13 protein-coding genes are annotated in these 14,598 nt (G+C 67.3%); 6 read left to right on the forward strand and 7 right to left on the reverse strand.

Going from position 1 to position 14,598, the window contains the following annotated elements:
- Positions 1-302: 302 nt before the first annotated feature.
- Complete coding sequence (locus ACVBEQ_RS07895; RefSeq protein ID WP_447152771.1) at positions 303-956, reverse strand: phosphatase PAP2 family protein; 654 nt, start codon at positions 954-956, stop codon at positions 303-305.
- Positions 957-1,113: 157 nt separating this feature from the next.
- Here ACVBEQ_RS07895 and ACVBEQ_RS07900 point away from each other — a divergent pair, with 157 nt between their 5' ends.
- Together ACVBEQ_RS07900 and ACVBEQ_RS07905 are read left to right on the forward strand one after the other, a co-directional pair.
- A complete protein-coding gene (locus tag ACVBEQ_RS07900; protein WP_447152882.1) occupies positions 1,114-2,460 on the forward strand; it encodes an FAD-binding oxidoreductase in 1,347 nt (448 codons plus the stop codon).
- A 17-nt stretch (positions 2,461-2,477) separates the two neighbouring features.
- On the forward strand, positions 2,478-2,951 hold the full coding sequence (locus ACVBEQ_RS07905) for a VOC family protein (RefSeq protein ID WP_447152772.1): 474 nt from the start codon (positions 2,478-2,480) through the stop codon (positions 2,949-2,951).
- Here the strand turns inward: ACVBEQ_RS07905 and ACVBEQ_RS07910 are convergent.
- The 4 genes from ACVBEQ_RS07910 to ACVBEQ_RS07925 are packed head-to-tail and all read right to left on the reverse strand — an operon-like array spanning position 2,923 to position 6,214.
- Complete coding sequence (locus ACVBEQ_RS07910) at positions 2,923-4,047, reverse strand: SLAC1 family transporter (protein ID WP_447152773.1); 1,125 nt, start codon at positions 4,045-4,047, stop codon at positions 2,923-2,925. The genes ACVBEQ_RS07905 and ACVBEQ_RS07910 overlap by 29 nt on opposite strands.
- Entirely contained in the window at positions 4,047-4,412 is a 366-nt protein-coding gene (locus ACVBEQ_RS07915; protein ID WP_447152774.1) for a cupin domain-containing protein, read from the reverse strand. Before ACVBEQ_RS07915 ends, ACVBEQ_RS07910 begins: the two co-directional genes overlap by 1 nt.
- Positions 4,409-5,344 carry an alpha/beta fold hydrolase gene (locus ACVBEQ_RS07920; protein WP_447152775.1) on the reverse strand — a complete coding sequence of 312 codons (936 nt, stop codon included), beginning with the start codon at positions 5,342-5,344 and terminating at the stop codon, positions 4,409-4,411. The genes ACVBEQ_RS07915 and ACVBEQ_RS07920 overlap by 4 nt, the downstream gene beginning before the upstream one ends.
- 6 nt (positions 5,345-5,350) lie before the next feature.
- Entirely contained in the window at positions 5,351-6,214 is an 864-nt protein-coding gene (locus tag ACVBEQ_RS07925) for an alpha/beta fold hydrolase (RefSeq protein ID WP_447152776.1), read from the reverse strand.
- Between the two features lie 135 nt (positions 6,215-6,349).
- On the opposite strand from ACVBEQ_RS07925, the gene ACVBEQ_RS07930 reads away from it, so the two are divergent.
- The 4 genes from ACVBEQ_RS07930 (at position 6,350) to ACVBEQ_RS07945 (ending at position 11,983) form a co-directional block, all read left to right on the forward strand.
- A complete protein-coding gene (locus ACVBEQ_RS07930) occupies positions 6,350-6,709 on the forward strand; it encodes a response regulator (RefSeq protein ID WP_447152777.1) in 360 nt (119 codons plus the stop codon).
- A gap of 4 nt (positions 6,710-6,713) precedes the next feature.
- Entirely contained in the window at positions 6,714-7,397 is a 684-nt protein-coding gene (locus ACVBEQ_RS07935; RefSeq protein WP_447152778.1) for a response regulator transcription factor, read from the forward strand.
- A complete protein-coding gene (locus ACVBEQ_RS07940; RefSeq protein ID WP_447152779.1) occupies positions 7,394-11,530 on the forward strand; it encodes a GAF domain-containing protein in 4,137 nt (1,378 codons plus the stop codon). Before ACVBEQ_RS07935 ends, ACVBEQ_RS07940 begins: the two co-directional genes overlap by 4 nt.
- A gap of 90 nt (positions 11,531-11,620) precedes the next feature.
- Positions 11,621-11,983 (forward strand): VOC family protein, encoded by a 363-nt coding sequence (locus ACVBEQ_RS07945; RefSeq protein ID WP_447152780.1) that lies wholly within the window; start codon positions 11,621-11,623, stop codon positions 11,981-11,983.
- 72 nt (positions 11,984-12,055) lie between these two features.
- Here ACVBEQ_RS07945 and ACVBEQ_RS07950 read toward each other — a convergent pair whose 3' ends face one another.
- Both ACVBEQ_RS07950 and ACVBEQ_RS07955 read right to left on the reverse strand, forming a co-directional pair.
- Positions 12,056-12,877, reverse strand: coding sequence for a class II glutamine amidotransferase (locus ACVBEQ_RS07950; protein WP_447152781.1), 822 nt, complete (start codon positions 12,875-12,877; stop codon positions 12,056-12,058).
- A 207-nt stretch (positions 12,878-13,084) separates the two neighbouring features.
- Complete coding sequence (locus ACVBEQ_RS07955) at positions 13,085-14,470, reverse strand: MFS transporter (RefSeq protein WP_447152782.1); 1,386 nt, start codon at positions 14,468-14,470, stop codon at positions 13,085-13,087.
- Between the last annotated feature and the right edge of the window lie 128 nt (positions 14,471-14,598).

The following is a 14,598-nucleotide window of genomic DNA, read 5'->3' on the forward strand; positions in this document are numbered from 1 at the left end:
GCAGGGATCCTCGGCGAGAGTCTCGTCCAGAACACGACCTACCATCTCAGGGTGCGTGAGAAATTGCGCCGATGGAGTCCTGCCATTGTGTTCCCGGCAGACCGTTCGATCGGGCCGGTGCGTCGTCCCCGGCCGGCAGGCTGTGCCAGATGTCGTAGGCCACAGATGCCGCCTGTTGCACAGCCACGCGCTGTTCGTCTCGCAGTCCGGCGTCGTTTCCGACGTCATTGCCACTGCGGCACAGAACGCGGCGGTCAGCGTCGGCTGAGTGCACCGGTTGTTGCTTGCGACTCTGGGCGCATTCAGTCGGTGTTCCGCCGTGACCGGCGAAGAGCGTCCGACGTGGCCGCCACAATGGCCGCGGTGCCGGCTCCGAGAATGGACCCGATGGCGACGTCTCCCGGGTAATGCACCCCGGTGTGCACTCGGGAGTAGGCCACCCCGCCGGCGAGCAACCGGATCGGCACGGCCAGCACGGGCACATGTCGGCCGACCGCGTAGGCAAACGCGAACGCCGAAGCGGAATGTCCCGACGGGAACGACGTGGACTTCGGCATTGATACGAACCGGGCGTCGGACGAGGTGGCCGATGCCCGTTCGGGCCGTTTCCGCGAGGCGATCGGTTTGATCCCGAGATTGACGGCTGCCGAGGTGGCACCGATCGCCAGGACACCTTCCAACGCGGCTCGGCGTCCGCGTTGACCGCCGACTATTGCTACAGCGGCGGATATTCCGAGCCACAGACGGGAGTAATTCGCCGCGTTCGAGAGCCGCCGCACGTGAGCGTCCAGCAGTGGTGTCGGTGTGTCGGCGACGGCCCGGTAGACGGCCCGGTCAACAGCGCCGAGTTCCCGTAGCGCTCTGGCGACGGGGGAGCCTGCACCCCGGCGGGCCTGGACACCGTCTGCGAGTGCGTCTTCCGGTGGACGCTGCTCTTCGTCGACCCGCTCCGTCATCCCTCGCACCTTTCCCTCACTCCGATGGTGGCGGTGCGAGCTTCTCATTCTCATCACTTCGCCGCTCGGTACCCAGTCCATGTGCCTTCAGCGCCAACCGCGAGCTCAGCGGAGCATCGCACCGATGACTCGCCGGGAGGATCTCGGTCTGAGGATGATGGACGCTGCCACGCACGCGCTTTCCGGCTCACTCGACGGGTCGGTGCTGCTCCCCGGCGACCCGGAGTACGACGACGCCAGGAGGGTCTGGAACGCCATCGTGGACCGACGTCCGCGGGTGATCGTCCGGTGCGCCAGTGTTCGGGACGTCGTCACGGCAGTCCGGACGGCGACCGAGTTAGGCCTGGAGATCGGCATCAAGTGCGGTGGACACAGCGCTGCCGGTCACGCCGTCCCCGACGGCGGGCTGATGATCGACCTGACGCCCCTGCGCGCGGTGCGGGTCGACCCGGGCCGGCGCACGGCGGTCATCCAGGGCGGCGCACTGCTCGGTGTGCTCGACCGGGCAACGCAGCAGTACGGGCTGGCGGTGACCGCCGGCAACGTGTCGCACACCGGTGTCGGCGGACTGACCCTGGGCGGCGGAATGGGTTGGCTCGCAAGGCAAGCGGGCCTGGCCTGCGACAACGTCACGTCGTTCGAGGTCGTCACCTCGGCGGGCGAGGTGCTGCGGGTGAGCGAGGGGCAGAACCCCGACCTCTACTGGGCGTTGCGCGGCGGCGGAGGCAACTTCGGTGTGGTCACCGAATTCGAGTTCCGGCTGCATGACATCGGCACCAGAGCATTGTCGGTCGAGGTGGACTTCCCGGTCGACCAGGCGGTGTCCGCACTGCGGGGGTGGCGGGACCTCGCGGAAGGGGCACCACGGGAGGCGACGTTCACCGCGGGGATCGGCGGCGGCATCGCGACGCTGGGCTATGTCTGGGTGGGGGAAACGCACCTGGGTGAGGCTCTGCTTCCCGCGGTGCGCGCGTTGGGCCGCCCGTCATCCGAGCGCGTGACAGAAATGACGTACCTCGAATTGCAGTCCCGCGACGACGTTCTCGACGGTCACGCACGGCGGAGGTATTCGAAGGGACACTACTTCCGCGGGCTGACCGACGAGGCCATCGACGCGATCGCGGCCGTGGTCGACGTCGGCCCCTTCGCTCCGGGGGTCGGGCTGCAGGCCTACGGCGGGGCGATCCGTGACGTGGCCGAGGACGACACCGCATTCAGCCACCGCCAGACGGCTTTCGAGCTCGGTGCCAGCACCGGGTGGACCGACCCAGGCGAGGACGACGTACGGATCGGCACCGCGCGGACCTACGCGGCCACCCTGGAGCCGTTCGCTTCCGGGGTCTATGTCAATGTCCTGGGCAACGAGGGAACCGCCGGTGTCCGGCGTGCCTACTCGGCCGAGAAGCTCACCCGACTGACGGCGGTCAAGGACATCTACGATCCGCACAACGTGTTCCACCTCAACCAGAACATTCCACCGTCCGGTGCTCCGATACCCGGCTGATGCGGGCATCACCCCACGTGCGGGACCGGATGCCGACACGACGAACCATGGGCCGTTCAGCTGAACGCTGGGGGATCGGTGTTGTGGTCAATGCGGTTGGGTATCAGCTCGGCATGCACAGGATCCTGCTGCGGGAAGTCGTTGTCGATGCACCGGCCGACACGTTCGCTGCAACGCGCGACTTCTGGGCGGCCGCACTGCTGACCGAGGCAAGGCAGGTCGAAGCTCATCCGGAATTCACAGCTCTGCCTGATGCGGCGTCGCTGTCCTGGGTGGGACTGCAGAACATCGGCACCGGCGTGGCGCGCTTTCATCTGGATATCGAGACCGACGATGTGGCCGCTGAGGTCGACCGGTTGACCGGCCTGGGCGCGGTGAAGATCGCTGATGGCCGGACGTGGGTGGTGATGCAGGACCCCTCGGGCCTGGTGTTCGACGTGGTGCCGTACCAGTCGCCATTCTTCACCGAGCGAGCCCGCCAGGTCGGGTAGCTGGGTTCAGATCTCGGGTGGCATTCTGGTGGATCTGCTCCGACGCGTTCGGCGGCAACGACTCAGCGCGCCGCCCGGTTGGCGACGGAACCTGTGCGGGCGTGGTGCGCCTTGCTGCTTCCGGCGGTTCGCGGGAGATACGTGCGCCGACGAGGCCGCGAATGGTCATCACGAGAAGCAGTCCGATGGCCAGCGTGATCAGGGCCAGAAGTGCGTAGGCCAGTGCGAGCTGCTGGCTGACCTCGGCTGCGGCCAGCCACCGCACGGCCACCGTGACTGCCGCGGCGTAGGAAAATGCATACGCCCATGCGCCTGGACCGAAAGGCACCCGACGATAGGCGGAGACAAGGCGGAACTGCATCATCACCATGAGAATTCCGTATCCGGCCAGCAGGTAGGCGACGGAGTCAGGCCGATTCCCGTTGATGGCGAACCAGGCGGTGCCTGCGACGACAGGTGGAGCCAGCTCGATCGCCATCGTCGGGATCAATGGCGTCGGCAGCGCGGGCTGGGTGAACAGACGCAGCATCAGGATTGATCCGAGAACAAGCCAGCTCACCAGGCCGTAGCCGAACATCAGCATTGCCAGCTGGTCGTAACCCATGGCGGCACTCCCGCCTGCCGCGACCAGACCGCCCGCCACCGTGGGGAGAAAGTATCCGGGATGCCACTGCGCCAGGGTGATGTCCTGCAGGATCCAGCCGCCGGTCAACCAGCCGCCGAGCAGAACGGTGACGATCAGCCCAGCAAAGAACAGGACGTCTCCCGCCACGGGCTGGTAGCTCGCCAGAGGCACCCCGATCAGCATCGGCACGATGCCGATCAATGCCGTGAACGGCGTGAAGATCGGGTCGGTCAGTTCGGTTCGGAGTCGGCCGGTGGCAACCACATTGGCGCCGTAGCCGACCACCGTGATCAGCCATGCCAGGCCGGCCAGGGCCCACAGCAGAAGACCCGGCCACGCCGGCACACCACCCTCCAGTGCGCTTGCGGTGGACCAACACTGAGCCAGGCCGCAGAGCCCGAAGGACAGACCGAACAGATTGGCCGTCAGGTGCACGGTGGAGAGCTCCTGCTGTGGTCGCGACGGCGGCATCAGTGCGTGAACGACGCTAGCGGCTCGTTCGGATCGACGATGTAGGTGGACAGCATCTGGCCGGTGCCGGGGCCGAGGTCGAGCGCGTTGTGCGGAACGCCCGGGGGGATCAGGAACCCGTCACCGGCCTGCAACTGCAGTGTGGGTTGGTCCTTGATCTCCATCTGAACGGAGCCCTCGACGATGTACCCGACTTCTTCCCCGGGATGGACGTGCCAACCCGATGACACCCCTACCGGGATCTCGGTCCGCACCTGCACGATGATCCGACCGGGAATCGAGGAATCATGGCGTTGAATTTCCGTGCGTTGCAGGCCGGCGGTCAGGTCGTCCTTACGGTTCGATGAATCGACATCCGTTGTCATGATGAGCCTCTCGATGATCCAGATAAAGGGGAAAGGAAATCCGAACGACCAGCCGAGAGCAGCGCCAGGATCTCCCTGGCGACTTCCTCCGGTTGGTCCTCGACCAGGAAGTGCGTGGCATCGAGGCCGCGGCCGGTGACGTTGTCCGCCCAGGGGCGCCACACCTCCAGCACGTCGCCGTAGAGGCGGGGCAGCGCCCCGCGGCTGCTCCACAGCAGCAGGAGCGGGCACTCGATGCGGCGCTTGCCGACATCGGCGTCGTCGTGCTCGCGGTCGAGGGTGGCGCCGGCCCGGTAGTCCTCGCAGATCGCCTGCACCGTGCTCGGATCGTCGAGCAACTCCCGGTAGGCGGTGACGAGCTCCGCGGGATACCGTCCCGGCGTTCTCCCGATCCCCAGTGCCCGCACGTGATGGTCGAAGAACGCGCCGGGATCGGCATCGATGAGCCGCTCCGGAAGCGGGGCCGGCTGCGCGAGAAACGACCAGTGCCAGTACAGCAGCGAGAGCTGGGCGTCGGCCCGCGCCCACACATCCCCGGTCGGCACCACGTCGAAGGCCGCGGCCGCGGTGATCCGGGTGGGGTGGTCCAGTGCCATCCGGTAGGCGATCCGCCCGCCGCGATCGTGGCCGGCGACAGCCCAGCTCTCGTGGCCGAGCTCCCGCATCACCTGGACCAGGTCGACCGCGAGGGCTCGCTTGGAATGCGGCGCATGATCGGGCTCCGGCGTGGGCCGGAACGATGCACCGTAACCGGGTAGGTCGACGACGACGACCGTGTACTGCTCCGCCAGCAGACCCGCGGCGGCATGCCACATGAGATGGGTCTGCGGGTATCCGTGCAACAGCAGCAGCGGGGGACCGTCACCGCCCACCCGGGCGAACACCGACCCGCGGTCGGTCGGCACGCGCTGTTCGGTGAATCCGGCGAACATGAGCACTCAGCTCGAGGTTGTGGGCGTGGCGGCGCCTGCGTCGGCGAGGAACGTCAGCAGCGCGCTGTTGACCTCCTCGGCGTGGGTCACCACCCCCAGGTGCGGTCCGCCGTCGATCTCGACGTAGGTCGCATCCGGCAGCGCGGCGTGCAGGCGTCGGCCCTGCCCGTCGATCGGCAGGATGCGATCGGCGGTGCCGTGGATGATCAGCGTCGGCACGTCGACATGCGTGATGTCGTCGCTGAAATCGGTCAGCCAGCCGGGCGGGCACGCCCAGGTCGCGTACGCGCCTGCTTCGACGCCTGCGTTCCACAACGCCCGGACGGTGGCCTCGCTGACCCGTTTGCCCTGGTAGTCCTCCAGGTTGAGGAAGTCGTTGATCAGTCCGGTCAGCCAGGTGTAGCGGTCGTCCAGGATGGCGCTCTGGACGCCCGCGACACCTGCGGCGTCGACGCCCTGCGGGTTGGCCTCGGACTTGGCGAAAGACGGTGCGAGGCTTTCGATGAACACGCAACTGCGCAGTCGCTCGGTGCCGCTGGTCCCGATGTACCTGGCCAGTTCACCGGTGCCGAGGGACAGCCCGACAACGGTCGCGTCGCGCAGGTCGAGCTGCGTCATCACCTGGTCCAGGTCCGCGGCCAGGGTGTCCCAGTCGTACCCCACCGTCGGGCGGCTCGATCGTCCGAAACCCCGCCGGTCGTAGGTGATCACGCGGTACCCGGCGGAGATCAGCGGGTGGAATTGCGGTTCCCAGGACCGGCTGTCCAGCGGCCACCCGTGGAGCAGGACCACCGGCCTGCCGTCGCCGTTGTCCTCCACGTACAGCTCGATCGGCTGCGAATTCTGCTGCCCTACAGAGATTGTCGCCATTTCAGGCCTCCCGGGTCGGTGTGTTGACCTCATGAGGTTCCAACGCTGGACGCGAAGCCAGTAGGCCCGCTCGCCGGAAAAACATTTCCGGCCAGCCCTACCCTCGGGCGAGGATGTCCGTGCGATCCTCGATTGGTGGCGCATTCGGTGTTGATCGTCGATGACGATGCGGACTTCCGTGACCTCGCGTCCCGGGTCGTCGTCGGCTGGGGTCATACCGTGGTCGGCCTCGCCGGGAGCGTTGCCGAGGCGCTGCAGCGGGCCGCGGAGCTACAGCCCGACACGGCGCTGGTCGACATCGGTCTGCCCGACGGTGACGGTTTCGCCCTCACCGCACGACTGGTCGCCCTACCGTGGCCGGTCCGCGTCGTCCTGATCTCCTCGGACTCCGACCCGTCGAATGCCACCGCTGCGAGGAGGGTGGGCGCGTGGGGATTCGTGCCGAAGGACGAACTCTCGGGTGCTGAGCTCCGCCGCTGGATCGAACAGGGCTGATCAGATGGCGTCGACACTGCCCAGGCAGGGGCTGCGGGTGTGCATCGGTGAGGACGATGTGCTGCTGCGGGAAGGGATCGTCCGGATCCTGGTGGGCGCTGGGCTCGACGTGGTGGCGCAATCGGGCGATGCCGAGGAGTTGTTGCGTGAGGTACTGGCCTTCCGGCCGGACGTGGCGATCTTCGACGTGCGCATGCCGCCGCGGCACGAGGACGACGGATTGGTCGCTGCCATGCAGGTGCGCCGGCAGCTGCCCGGCACCGGTGTGCTGATCCTGTCTCAGTTCTGCGAGCCGAGTTTCGTCATCGATCTGATCGGTGATCGTCCGGAGGGTGTCGGGTATCTGCTCAAGGAACGGGTCGGTGATGTCTCGGCCTTTCTCGATGCCGTCGAGCGGGTGGCCGGCGGTGGAAGCGCGCTCGATCCCGAGGTCGTCGCCCGGATGTTGGGGCGTCCCGCACCGGGTGACGCGCTGTATCCGCTGACGCCGCGCGAGCGGAGCGTTCTGGCCGCCATGGCGGAAGGCCTGTCGAACCTGGGGATCTCGAGGTCGTTGCTGATGAGCCAGGCGGCGGTGGAGAAACATGTGACGGCGATCTTCCGCAAGTTGGGTATCGCCGCCGCGGACACCGAGCACCGACGGGTGCTGGCCGCTCTCACCTATCTGCATTCCCGGGACCGCCGGTGACACCGAGCCAGGCCGGGACCGATCCGAGTCGGCCACCTGGCGCCGGCGCTGCCGCAGGCGGTCCACCGGCCGGCAGAACATCGACGGGGGACTCGGTCGTCGACCGATACTACGAGGCGTTCAACGCTCGCGATTTCGATGCCTGGGTGGAGACGCTGGACGAGGACGTGGAGGTCCTCATCGACGCCGGGGTGTTGCGTGGACGAGTGGTCGCGCGCACCTACCTCATCGGGATAACCCGGGCCTACCCCGGGATCGCAGTCGCCAACCGACGTGTCGTCGCCGAGTCGCCCAACGCCGTGGTGTCGGAGTTCCAGCTCCTCAACCCGACGGCGGCACTGGTTCCGGATCCTTCGCGTCCGGACCGGCCGGGCGTGCCCTGGCGCTTGGACGGTGTGACGTGCGAGGTGCTCAGGTTGCGCGGCGGCCGGATCAGTTCCCTGCACAGCTATTACTCGCCCGCTCCGACCGACCGGACTCCGGTCGCCGAGGTTCCGTCGCGCGCTGAGGCGGCACGAATAGCCCATCGGCAGGCTGCTCTGGGGCGAGTCGCGACCCAGGTCGCGGTCGGCGGGTCGGAGCGGGACCTCGTCACGGTGATCAACCAGGTGATCGCGGAGTTCGCCGGTGTCGATGTCAGCCTGATGATGCGCTTCGAGACCGGTGACACCGCGGTCGTGCTCGCAGTTTCGGACATGGTCGAAGACCCGTCCGCGCTTGGCCGACGACTGGTGCTCCACGACGACATCCGCGCGGTGCGCGACAGCGGCCTCGCCCTCCGGTTCGGGGCGAACGGATGGCCCCTGCGTGGACCACTCGACCGGTCGGCGCCGGCAAAGAAGCTGCGGTGGTGCGTCGGTGTCCCGATCACGCTGCACGGCACGGTGTGGGGCGTCAGTCTGCTGGGTTCAACCCAGAACGAGCCATTTGCTGACGACATCGAAGACGGCATCGCTGCTTTCACTCAATTGGTGTCCACCGCCCTGGCCAACGCGCAGGCCAACGACGAGCTGCGGGAACGGGCGCGGGAGCAAGCTGAATTGCTGGAGATCGCCGAAATCGCGGCCGCCGGTGCACAGCCGCCTGAGGTGTTCGCAGCGATTGCCAGGTCGGCTTCCGCGCTGCTGGATGGCCTGCCGACCGTCCTGATGCGGTTCGTCGACGAGGGCTCGGCGGATCTGCTCGCGGTCAACGGCATCGACGCGGATGTTCCCCGGGCCGGTAGGAGGGTCATCGTTGATCCGGGCGGCGTGGCGGCCGAGGTGCATCGGACCGGTCAACCCGCGCGCATCGACGATTACCGCAAGCCACCCGGCAACCGACTGGCCGAGCAGGTCGGGCTCCGCGCGTCGGTGGGGGTTCCGGTTGCGGTCGGCAGCCGACCGTGGGGCGTCCTGGTGGCGAGTTCCATGGAGACAGCGCTTCAGCCGGCGGCCGAAGGGCGTCTGGCGCTCATCGCGGACACGGGCGCGGCGGCGATCGCCGGCGCCCAGGCCCGCGGCGAACTGCTTGCCCTGGCCGAGGAGCAGGCCGCTTTGCGCCGGGTTGCCGAATTGGTGGCGCGGGGGGTCGGCCAGTACGAGGTCTTCGACGCGCTCACCGCCGAGGCGACCGGCTTGATCGACGAGCCGACCACCCTGATCCGATTTGACGAGGCACAGGATTACACCGTCGTCGCCACCAGCGGCGGTCTGCTGCCGGTCGGCGCGCGGGTCGGCATCGCCGAGGGAAGTCTGTTGGCAGCGATCGTGCGAACCAGGCGCCCCGCTCGGATCGACGCCGCCGAACGAACCGGACGGATCGACGGGACCGACGGTCGTGATCATGATGGTGGCTCTTCCGAGGTCGGCGTGCCGATCATCGTCGGCGTCCGGTTGTGGGGCGTGTTGAGCGCGACGAGTACTGACCACCGGCTGGCGACCACCATCGAGCACCGCCTGCGGCAATTCGTCGGAATCATGGCCGTGGCGGTGGTCAACGGTGAGGCCCGTGGACAACTGCAGGCTCTGGCCGCCGAACAAGCCGCGTTGCGACGGGTTGCCGAGTTGGCCGCCCGTGACGCACGGGCGCAAGAGGTTCTTGCGGTCGTTGCCAGAGAAACATCCGTGCTCGCAGGCGTGGAGTTCGGGATGGTGGTCCGCTACGCCGACCGTCACGGCGCAAGCCAGATCGTGGCCCTGGACCGGGCTCCCGCCGATTTCGTCATCGGGATGCACGCACCGGGCACCGGTGACGGCGCGGCGCAACGGGTCTGGCGCACCGGACGGTCGGCCCTGATCGACGACCTGGGTCAGATGGACGGCCGCTGGCCCCAGATGGCGAGCGCCCACGGCTTCACGACCAGCGCCGGGGTGCCGATCGTCATCCGTGGCGAACTCTGGGGTGCGTTGATCGTCCTGGGACACCAGCGAGGCTTCCGCCAGGACATCGAGGAGCACCTTGCCCATTTCGCCGAACTCGCAGGCACCGCGATTGCCACCACCGAGGCGCGTCAGACGCTGCGGGACCTCGCCGACGAGCAGGCCGCTCTTCGCCGGGTGGCTGAACTGGCAGCCCATAACGCGCCGGCGGAACAGGTGCTGCAAGCCGTTGCCAGCGAAGCAGCGGCGCTGACCGGCGTCGAGTTCACGACCCTGCTCCGATACGGCCCGGAGGGCAGCAGCCAGATCATTGCACTCGACGGGGCACCCGAAGGCATCGCGGTCGGGATGCGCTCACCAGGGACCGGTGACGGTGCGGTGCAACGGGTGTGGCGCACAGCGCAGCCGGCACGCATCGACAACCTTGCCGAAATGTCCGGCGCCTGGCCGCAGCTTGCCGCGCGTCACGGGTTCACCGCCAGCGCGGCCGTTCCGATCGTCATCCGCGGCGCGCTGTGGGGCGCTCTGGTCGCGGTGGGCCGGGGTGAGGCTTTCCCGCGGCCGATCGAGCAACACCTGGCCAACTTCGCCGAACTCGCCGCGACCGCGGTCTCCGCTGCCGACGCGCGCCAAGAACTGACGCTGCTGGCCGAGGAGCAGGCAGCGCTGCGTCGCGTCGCGGAACTGGTCGCGCGCGGCGCGGTCCTCGACGAGATCTTCCGCGCAGCCGCCACCGAGGCGTCGACCCTGTTGGGGAACCTGTCCGGGGCCCTGTTGCGGTTCGAGGCAGACAACGCGGTGGTCGTCGCGGCCTGCAACAGCCCGGTGGCGCTGGGACTGACCGTGCCGATCGACGACGAGAACAATCTGGGCACAGTCCGTCGCACCGCGCGGCCCAGTCGGGCCGACACTTTCGAGGGGACCTCGCTGGCGGAGATCGCCACCGCGGTCGGCGTCGGCGCGGGCGTCGCCGTTCCCGTCGTCGTCGAGGGCCGCGTCTGGGGCGCGCTCACCGCGAGCACCCCGGCCACACCGTTACCGGATGGAAGCGAGGAGCGGCTCACCCCGTTCGCGGAACTCGTCGCGGCGGCCATTGCCAACGCCGAGAACAGGGCCAAGCTGACCGCGTCCCGTGCGCGGGTGGTGGCCACCGCCGACGAAACCCGCCGCCGCCTGCAACGCGATGTCCACGACGGAGCGCAGCAACGGTTGGTGCACACCATCATCGCGCTGAAACTGGCGCGGGACCTGTTGTCCCCCGAAGACCCGGCGTCTGCACTGCTGCGAGAGGGACTGAGTAATGCCGAACGGGCGAACAGCGAGTTGCGGGACGTCGTCCGCGGAATCCTGCCTGCCGCGCTGACGCGCGGCGGACTCCGCAGCGGGCTCGAGTCGCTGTTGGCTGATCTCGCCCTGCCCGTCGACCTGTCGGTCGTCGCGCCACGCCTCCCAGCGCATATCGAGACGACCGCCTATTTCCTGGTGGCCGAGGCGATGACCAACGTGGCCAAGCATTCTCATGCGAATCGGGCAAGTGTCGATGTCCGTGTCGACGACAGCACGCTTGTCATCGACGTTCGCGACAACGGCGTCGGTGGGGCGGATCCGAATGGCGGTACCGGACTCACGGGGTTGTTCGACCGGGTCGAGGCCAGTGATGGCACGTTGTCGGTGACCAGTTCCGCCGGCGCTGGAACACTGGTCCACGCCGAAATTCCCTTTCAGGAACATATGACGATCACCCGCTTCGACGACGTCGGCCTCAGCCCGTGATGTGGTCGACCACCGCAGAGATCGTCCCCCGGGTCCTCGACGGCGGGTGGACCCGTTCGCTGTCCGGAGTCGGGGATCTACCCTTCGGTGATGCCGGTGGAGTGGGAACAGGTCGTCATCGATTGCGCAGATCCGCTGACTCTCGGGCGGTGGTGGGCGGACGCGTTGGGATGGACCTACTTGAGTGAGGCCACCGACGAGGTGGAGATCCGGCCCACCGAGGACCGTTTGCCGGGTTTGATCTTCGGTGTCGTGCCCGAGCCGAAGACGGTCAAGAACCGGCTCCATCTCGACCTTCGACCGGACAACCAGAACGCCGAGGTGGAACGGTTCCTGGCGCTCGGCGCCACCAGGGCCGATGTGGGGCAACGCAGCCAGTCGTGGGTGGTCCTCGCGGACCCGGAGGGCAACGAGTTCTGCATCCTCGGGTCACGCCGCCCCGCCGGCCAGTGATCCCGTGCTGACCGCCGCGGCGCCGTCGGTGATGACGTCGATCGCACGGTCGCGGCCGCGACGCCTGGACCGCTATCCCGGCGGAGCGGGTCGGAACGGATGGAGTTCGTCCTGGCCCGCTTTGACGACTCCCCACGATGCCTCGGGCACCTCGTTCCAGGCTCCCTCCAGATCCCCCAGTGGCTCGGAGACCACCAGGCGGGCCTCATCGCTGAGTGTCCGCAGCACAGGCACTTCCGGATGCTGCTGGCGAAGGGTCACCACATCGGTGGAATAGAACAGCGACCGCGACCGGCCCGCGCTGGAGTAGCGGAACGCCCAGATCGACGAACCGTCACTGGTGGCAACGGTCATCTGAATCGGATGGTCGACACCATGACGGCGGCCGACGTCTTCGACGAATCCGACCGCCCGCTCGACCGCACCTGGTGGGTCGTCCTTCAAACCGAAGGTCAATGCGAGGAAGAACAAGGTCTCAGAATCCGTCGATCCCTCGATGTCCGGGTACAGCATCGGATCGATGGCGAGAACCAGATCGCGCTTCACCTTGTGGAAGTCGCTGATCGACCCGTTGTGCATCCACAACCACCGGTCGTACCGGAAGGGGTGACAGTTGCTGCGCTGGATCTCGGTGCCGGTCGATGCCCGGATGTGCGCGAACAGCAAGCGGGTACTCACCTGGCCGGCGAGTTCACGCAGATTCTGGTCGTTCCACGCAGGTTCGATCGCCTTGAACACCGCGGGTGAACCCCTATCGCCGTACCAGCCGATGCCGAACCCGTCGCCATTGGTGGTCGTCGCGCCCAACCGGGAGTGCAGACTCTGGTCGATCAACGAATGTCTTGGCCGGAAGAGCAAGTCCTCAGCCAGGACCGGGTCACCTGAATAAGCCATCCACCGGCACATCGCCGCTCACTCCACCGCCTGTCGTCCACTTCACCAGCCTCCGGGCATCCGCGCTACTCCGCGGGCGACAGCATTCAGGGACGAGCCCGACCCGGCGTCGCGTGCCCGGGGAGCGTGCAAGGCGCAGGACGGGGAGACGAGCGCGTCCCGCCCGCAGATGCTTCCTGCGGGCGGGACGGCTGCATTCGGTTTGGGTCAGGGTGAGAGTTCTTCCAGGACCTGTCCTTTGGTCTCGACCCCGAAGAACTTGGTGGTGAGTCCGCCGACGACCGCGATGACGGCGAAGAGCATGAACACCCATTGGATTCCCACGCCGGCGACGATGAAGCCGACCAGCACAGGGCCGAGCGAGGATCCTGCGCGGAGCCACGCGCTGCCGAATCCGGTACCGACTGCGCGGAGCCGGGTCGGGTAGAGCTCGGCGGAGTACAGGTAGAGGGAGAACGCGATCGTCTGCAGGATGGCGTAAGTGACTGTTGCGCCGACCAGGACCTGCACAGCGGAGGTGGCGCCGAGCAGGGCGAGCGCGACCAGCGGGACCACGGCGAGCAGGAAAGCCGCGGTGTACCAGCGTTTCCGGCCGACCTTGTCGATCAGCAGAGCACAGGCGACGGATGCGGCGACACCGAACGCGGAGGTGGTCCACCCGTAGAGCAGGCTGGTCTGCAGGGGCACGTCGAACACCTGGGTGTACAGGGTGGGCAGCCAGGTGATCATGCCGTTGTTGATGGTGTACACGGCGATCCACAGGACCCAGATCATCAGGGTTCGCTTGAGGTAGATGCCCTTGAAAAGCTCCCGCCAGTCCGACTTCTGGGTCGCTCTCGGGTCGACCGGGCGGATGACCGGTTCGGGCAGCGGCTTGCCCTCCTTGACCGCTTCGTTCTCCAGCATGGAGACAATCTTGTCGGCCTTGCCGATCCGGCCCTTGGAGGCCAGCCAGCGGGGGGATTCGGGCATCAGAACCCGCAACGGGATCATGATGAGCGCCGGGATGATGCCGACGATGAACAATGCCTTCCAGCCGAAGTTCGGGACCAGGAAGTAGGCGGAGATGCCGGCGAACAGCAGGCCGATCGGGAAGATCAATTCGTAGAGCAGGAAGAACCTGCCACGCTTCTTGGCGCCGATGAATTCGTTGATGTAGGCGGAGGCCACCGGGACCTCGCCGCCGGTTCCGATGCCCTGCAGGAACCGGAACAGCATCATCGATGCCCCGTTGAAGGCGAACAGGCAGGCGACGTCCATCGAGACGAACAGGATGATGGTGATCAACAGGGTGGGAAGCCGGCCGATGCGTTCGGCCAAGTAGCCGAAGCCGATCGCGCCCACGAGTTGCCCGACATACCCTGCGGACAGGATCATCCCGACCTCGGCCGGGCTCAGGCTCCATTCCTTCACCAGCTGTGGCATCGCGAAAGCGATGACCAGCACGGTGTAAGCATCGAAGAAGGTGGCGGATCCGATGATGACGCGGATCCACAGCAATCGTCGGGTGACCGGAATCCGTTCCAGCCGGCCGACCAAAAGGGCGTTCGCATTGGCGTTGGCTTCTGCCTCGCCGGTGACATGAGTTGTCATGATCGTTGGTTTCCTCGCCCTCCGCTGGGCGCGGAGTCCGTCGGGACTGCATTGTCTCCGAACCAGGTCCCACAGACGGCGCTGAGCGCCTCTTGCATATTTGGGGTGTGGTCCCGGTGGCCGGGGCC

The sequence above is a fragment of the Nakamurella sp. GG22 genome, from assembly GCF_052976845.2.

Coding starts and splice junctions, on each gene's coding strand:
- ACVBEQ_RS07895 (WP_447152771.1), bottom strand. CDS start 956: ATGACGGAGCGGGTCGACGAAGAGCAGCGTCCACCGGAAGACGCACTC.
- ACVBEQ_RS07900 (WP_447152882.1), top strand. CDS start 1,114: ATGGACGCTGCCACGCACGCGCTTTCCGGCTCACTCGACGGGTCGGTG.
- ACVBEQ_RS07910 (WP_447152773.1), bottom strand. CDS start 4,047: ATGCCGCCGTCGCGACCACAGCAGGAGCTCTCCACCGTGCACCTGACG.
- ACVBEQ_RS07915 (WP_447152774.1), bottom strand. CDS start 4,412: ATGACAACGGATGTCGATTCATCGAACCGTAAGGACGACCTGACCGCC.
- ACVBEQ_RS07920 (WP_447152775.1), bottom strand. CDS start 5,344: ATGTTCGCCGGATTCACCGAACAGCGCGTGCCGACCGACCGCGGGTCG.
- ACVBEQ_RS07925 (WP_447152776.1), bottom strand. CDS start 6,214: ATGGCGACAATCTCTGTAGGGCAGCAGAATTCGCAGCCGATCGAGCTG.
- ACVBEQ_RS07935 (WP_447152778.1), top strand. CDS start 6,714: ATGGCGTCGACACTGCCCAGGCAGGGGCTGCGGGTGTGCATCGGTGAG.
- ACVBEQ_RS07945 (WP_447152780.1), top strand. CDS start 11,621: ATGCCGGTGGAGTGGGAACAGGTCGTCATCGATTGCGCAGATCCGCTG.
- ACVBEQ_RS07950 (WP_447152781.1), bottom strand. CDS start 12,877: ATGGCTTATTCAGGTGACCCGGTCCTGGCTGAGGACTTGCTCTTCCGG.
- ACVBEQ_RS07955 (WP_447152782.1), bottom strand. CDS start 14,470: ATGACAACTCATGTCACCGGCGAGGCAGAAGCCAACGCCAATGCGAAC.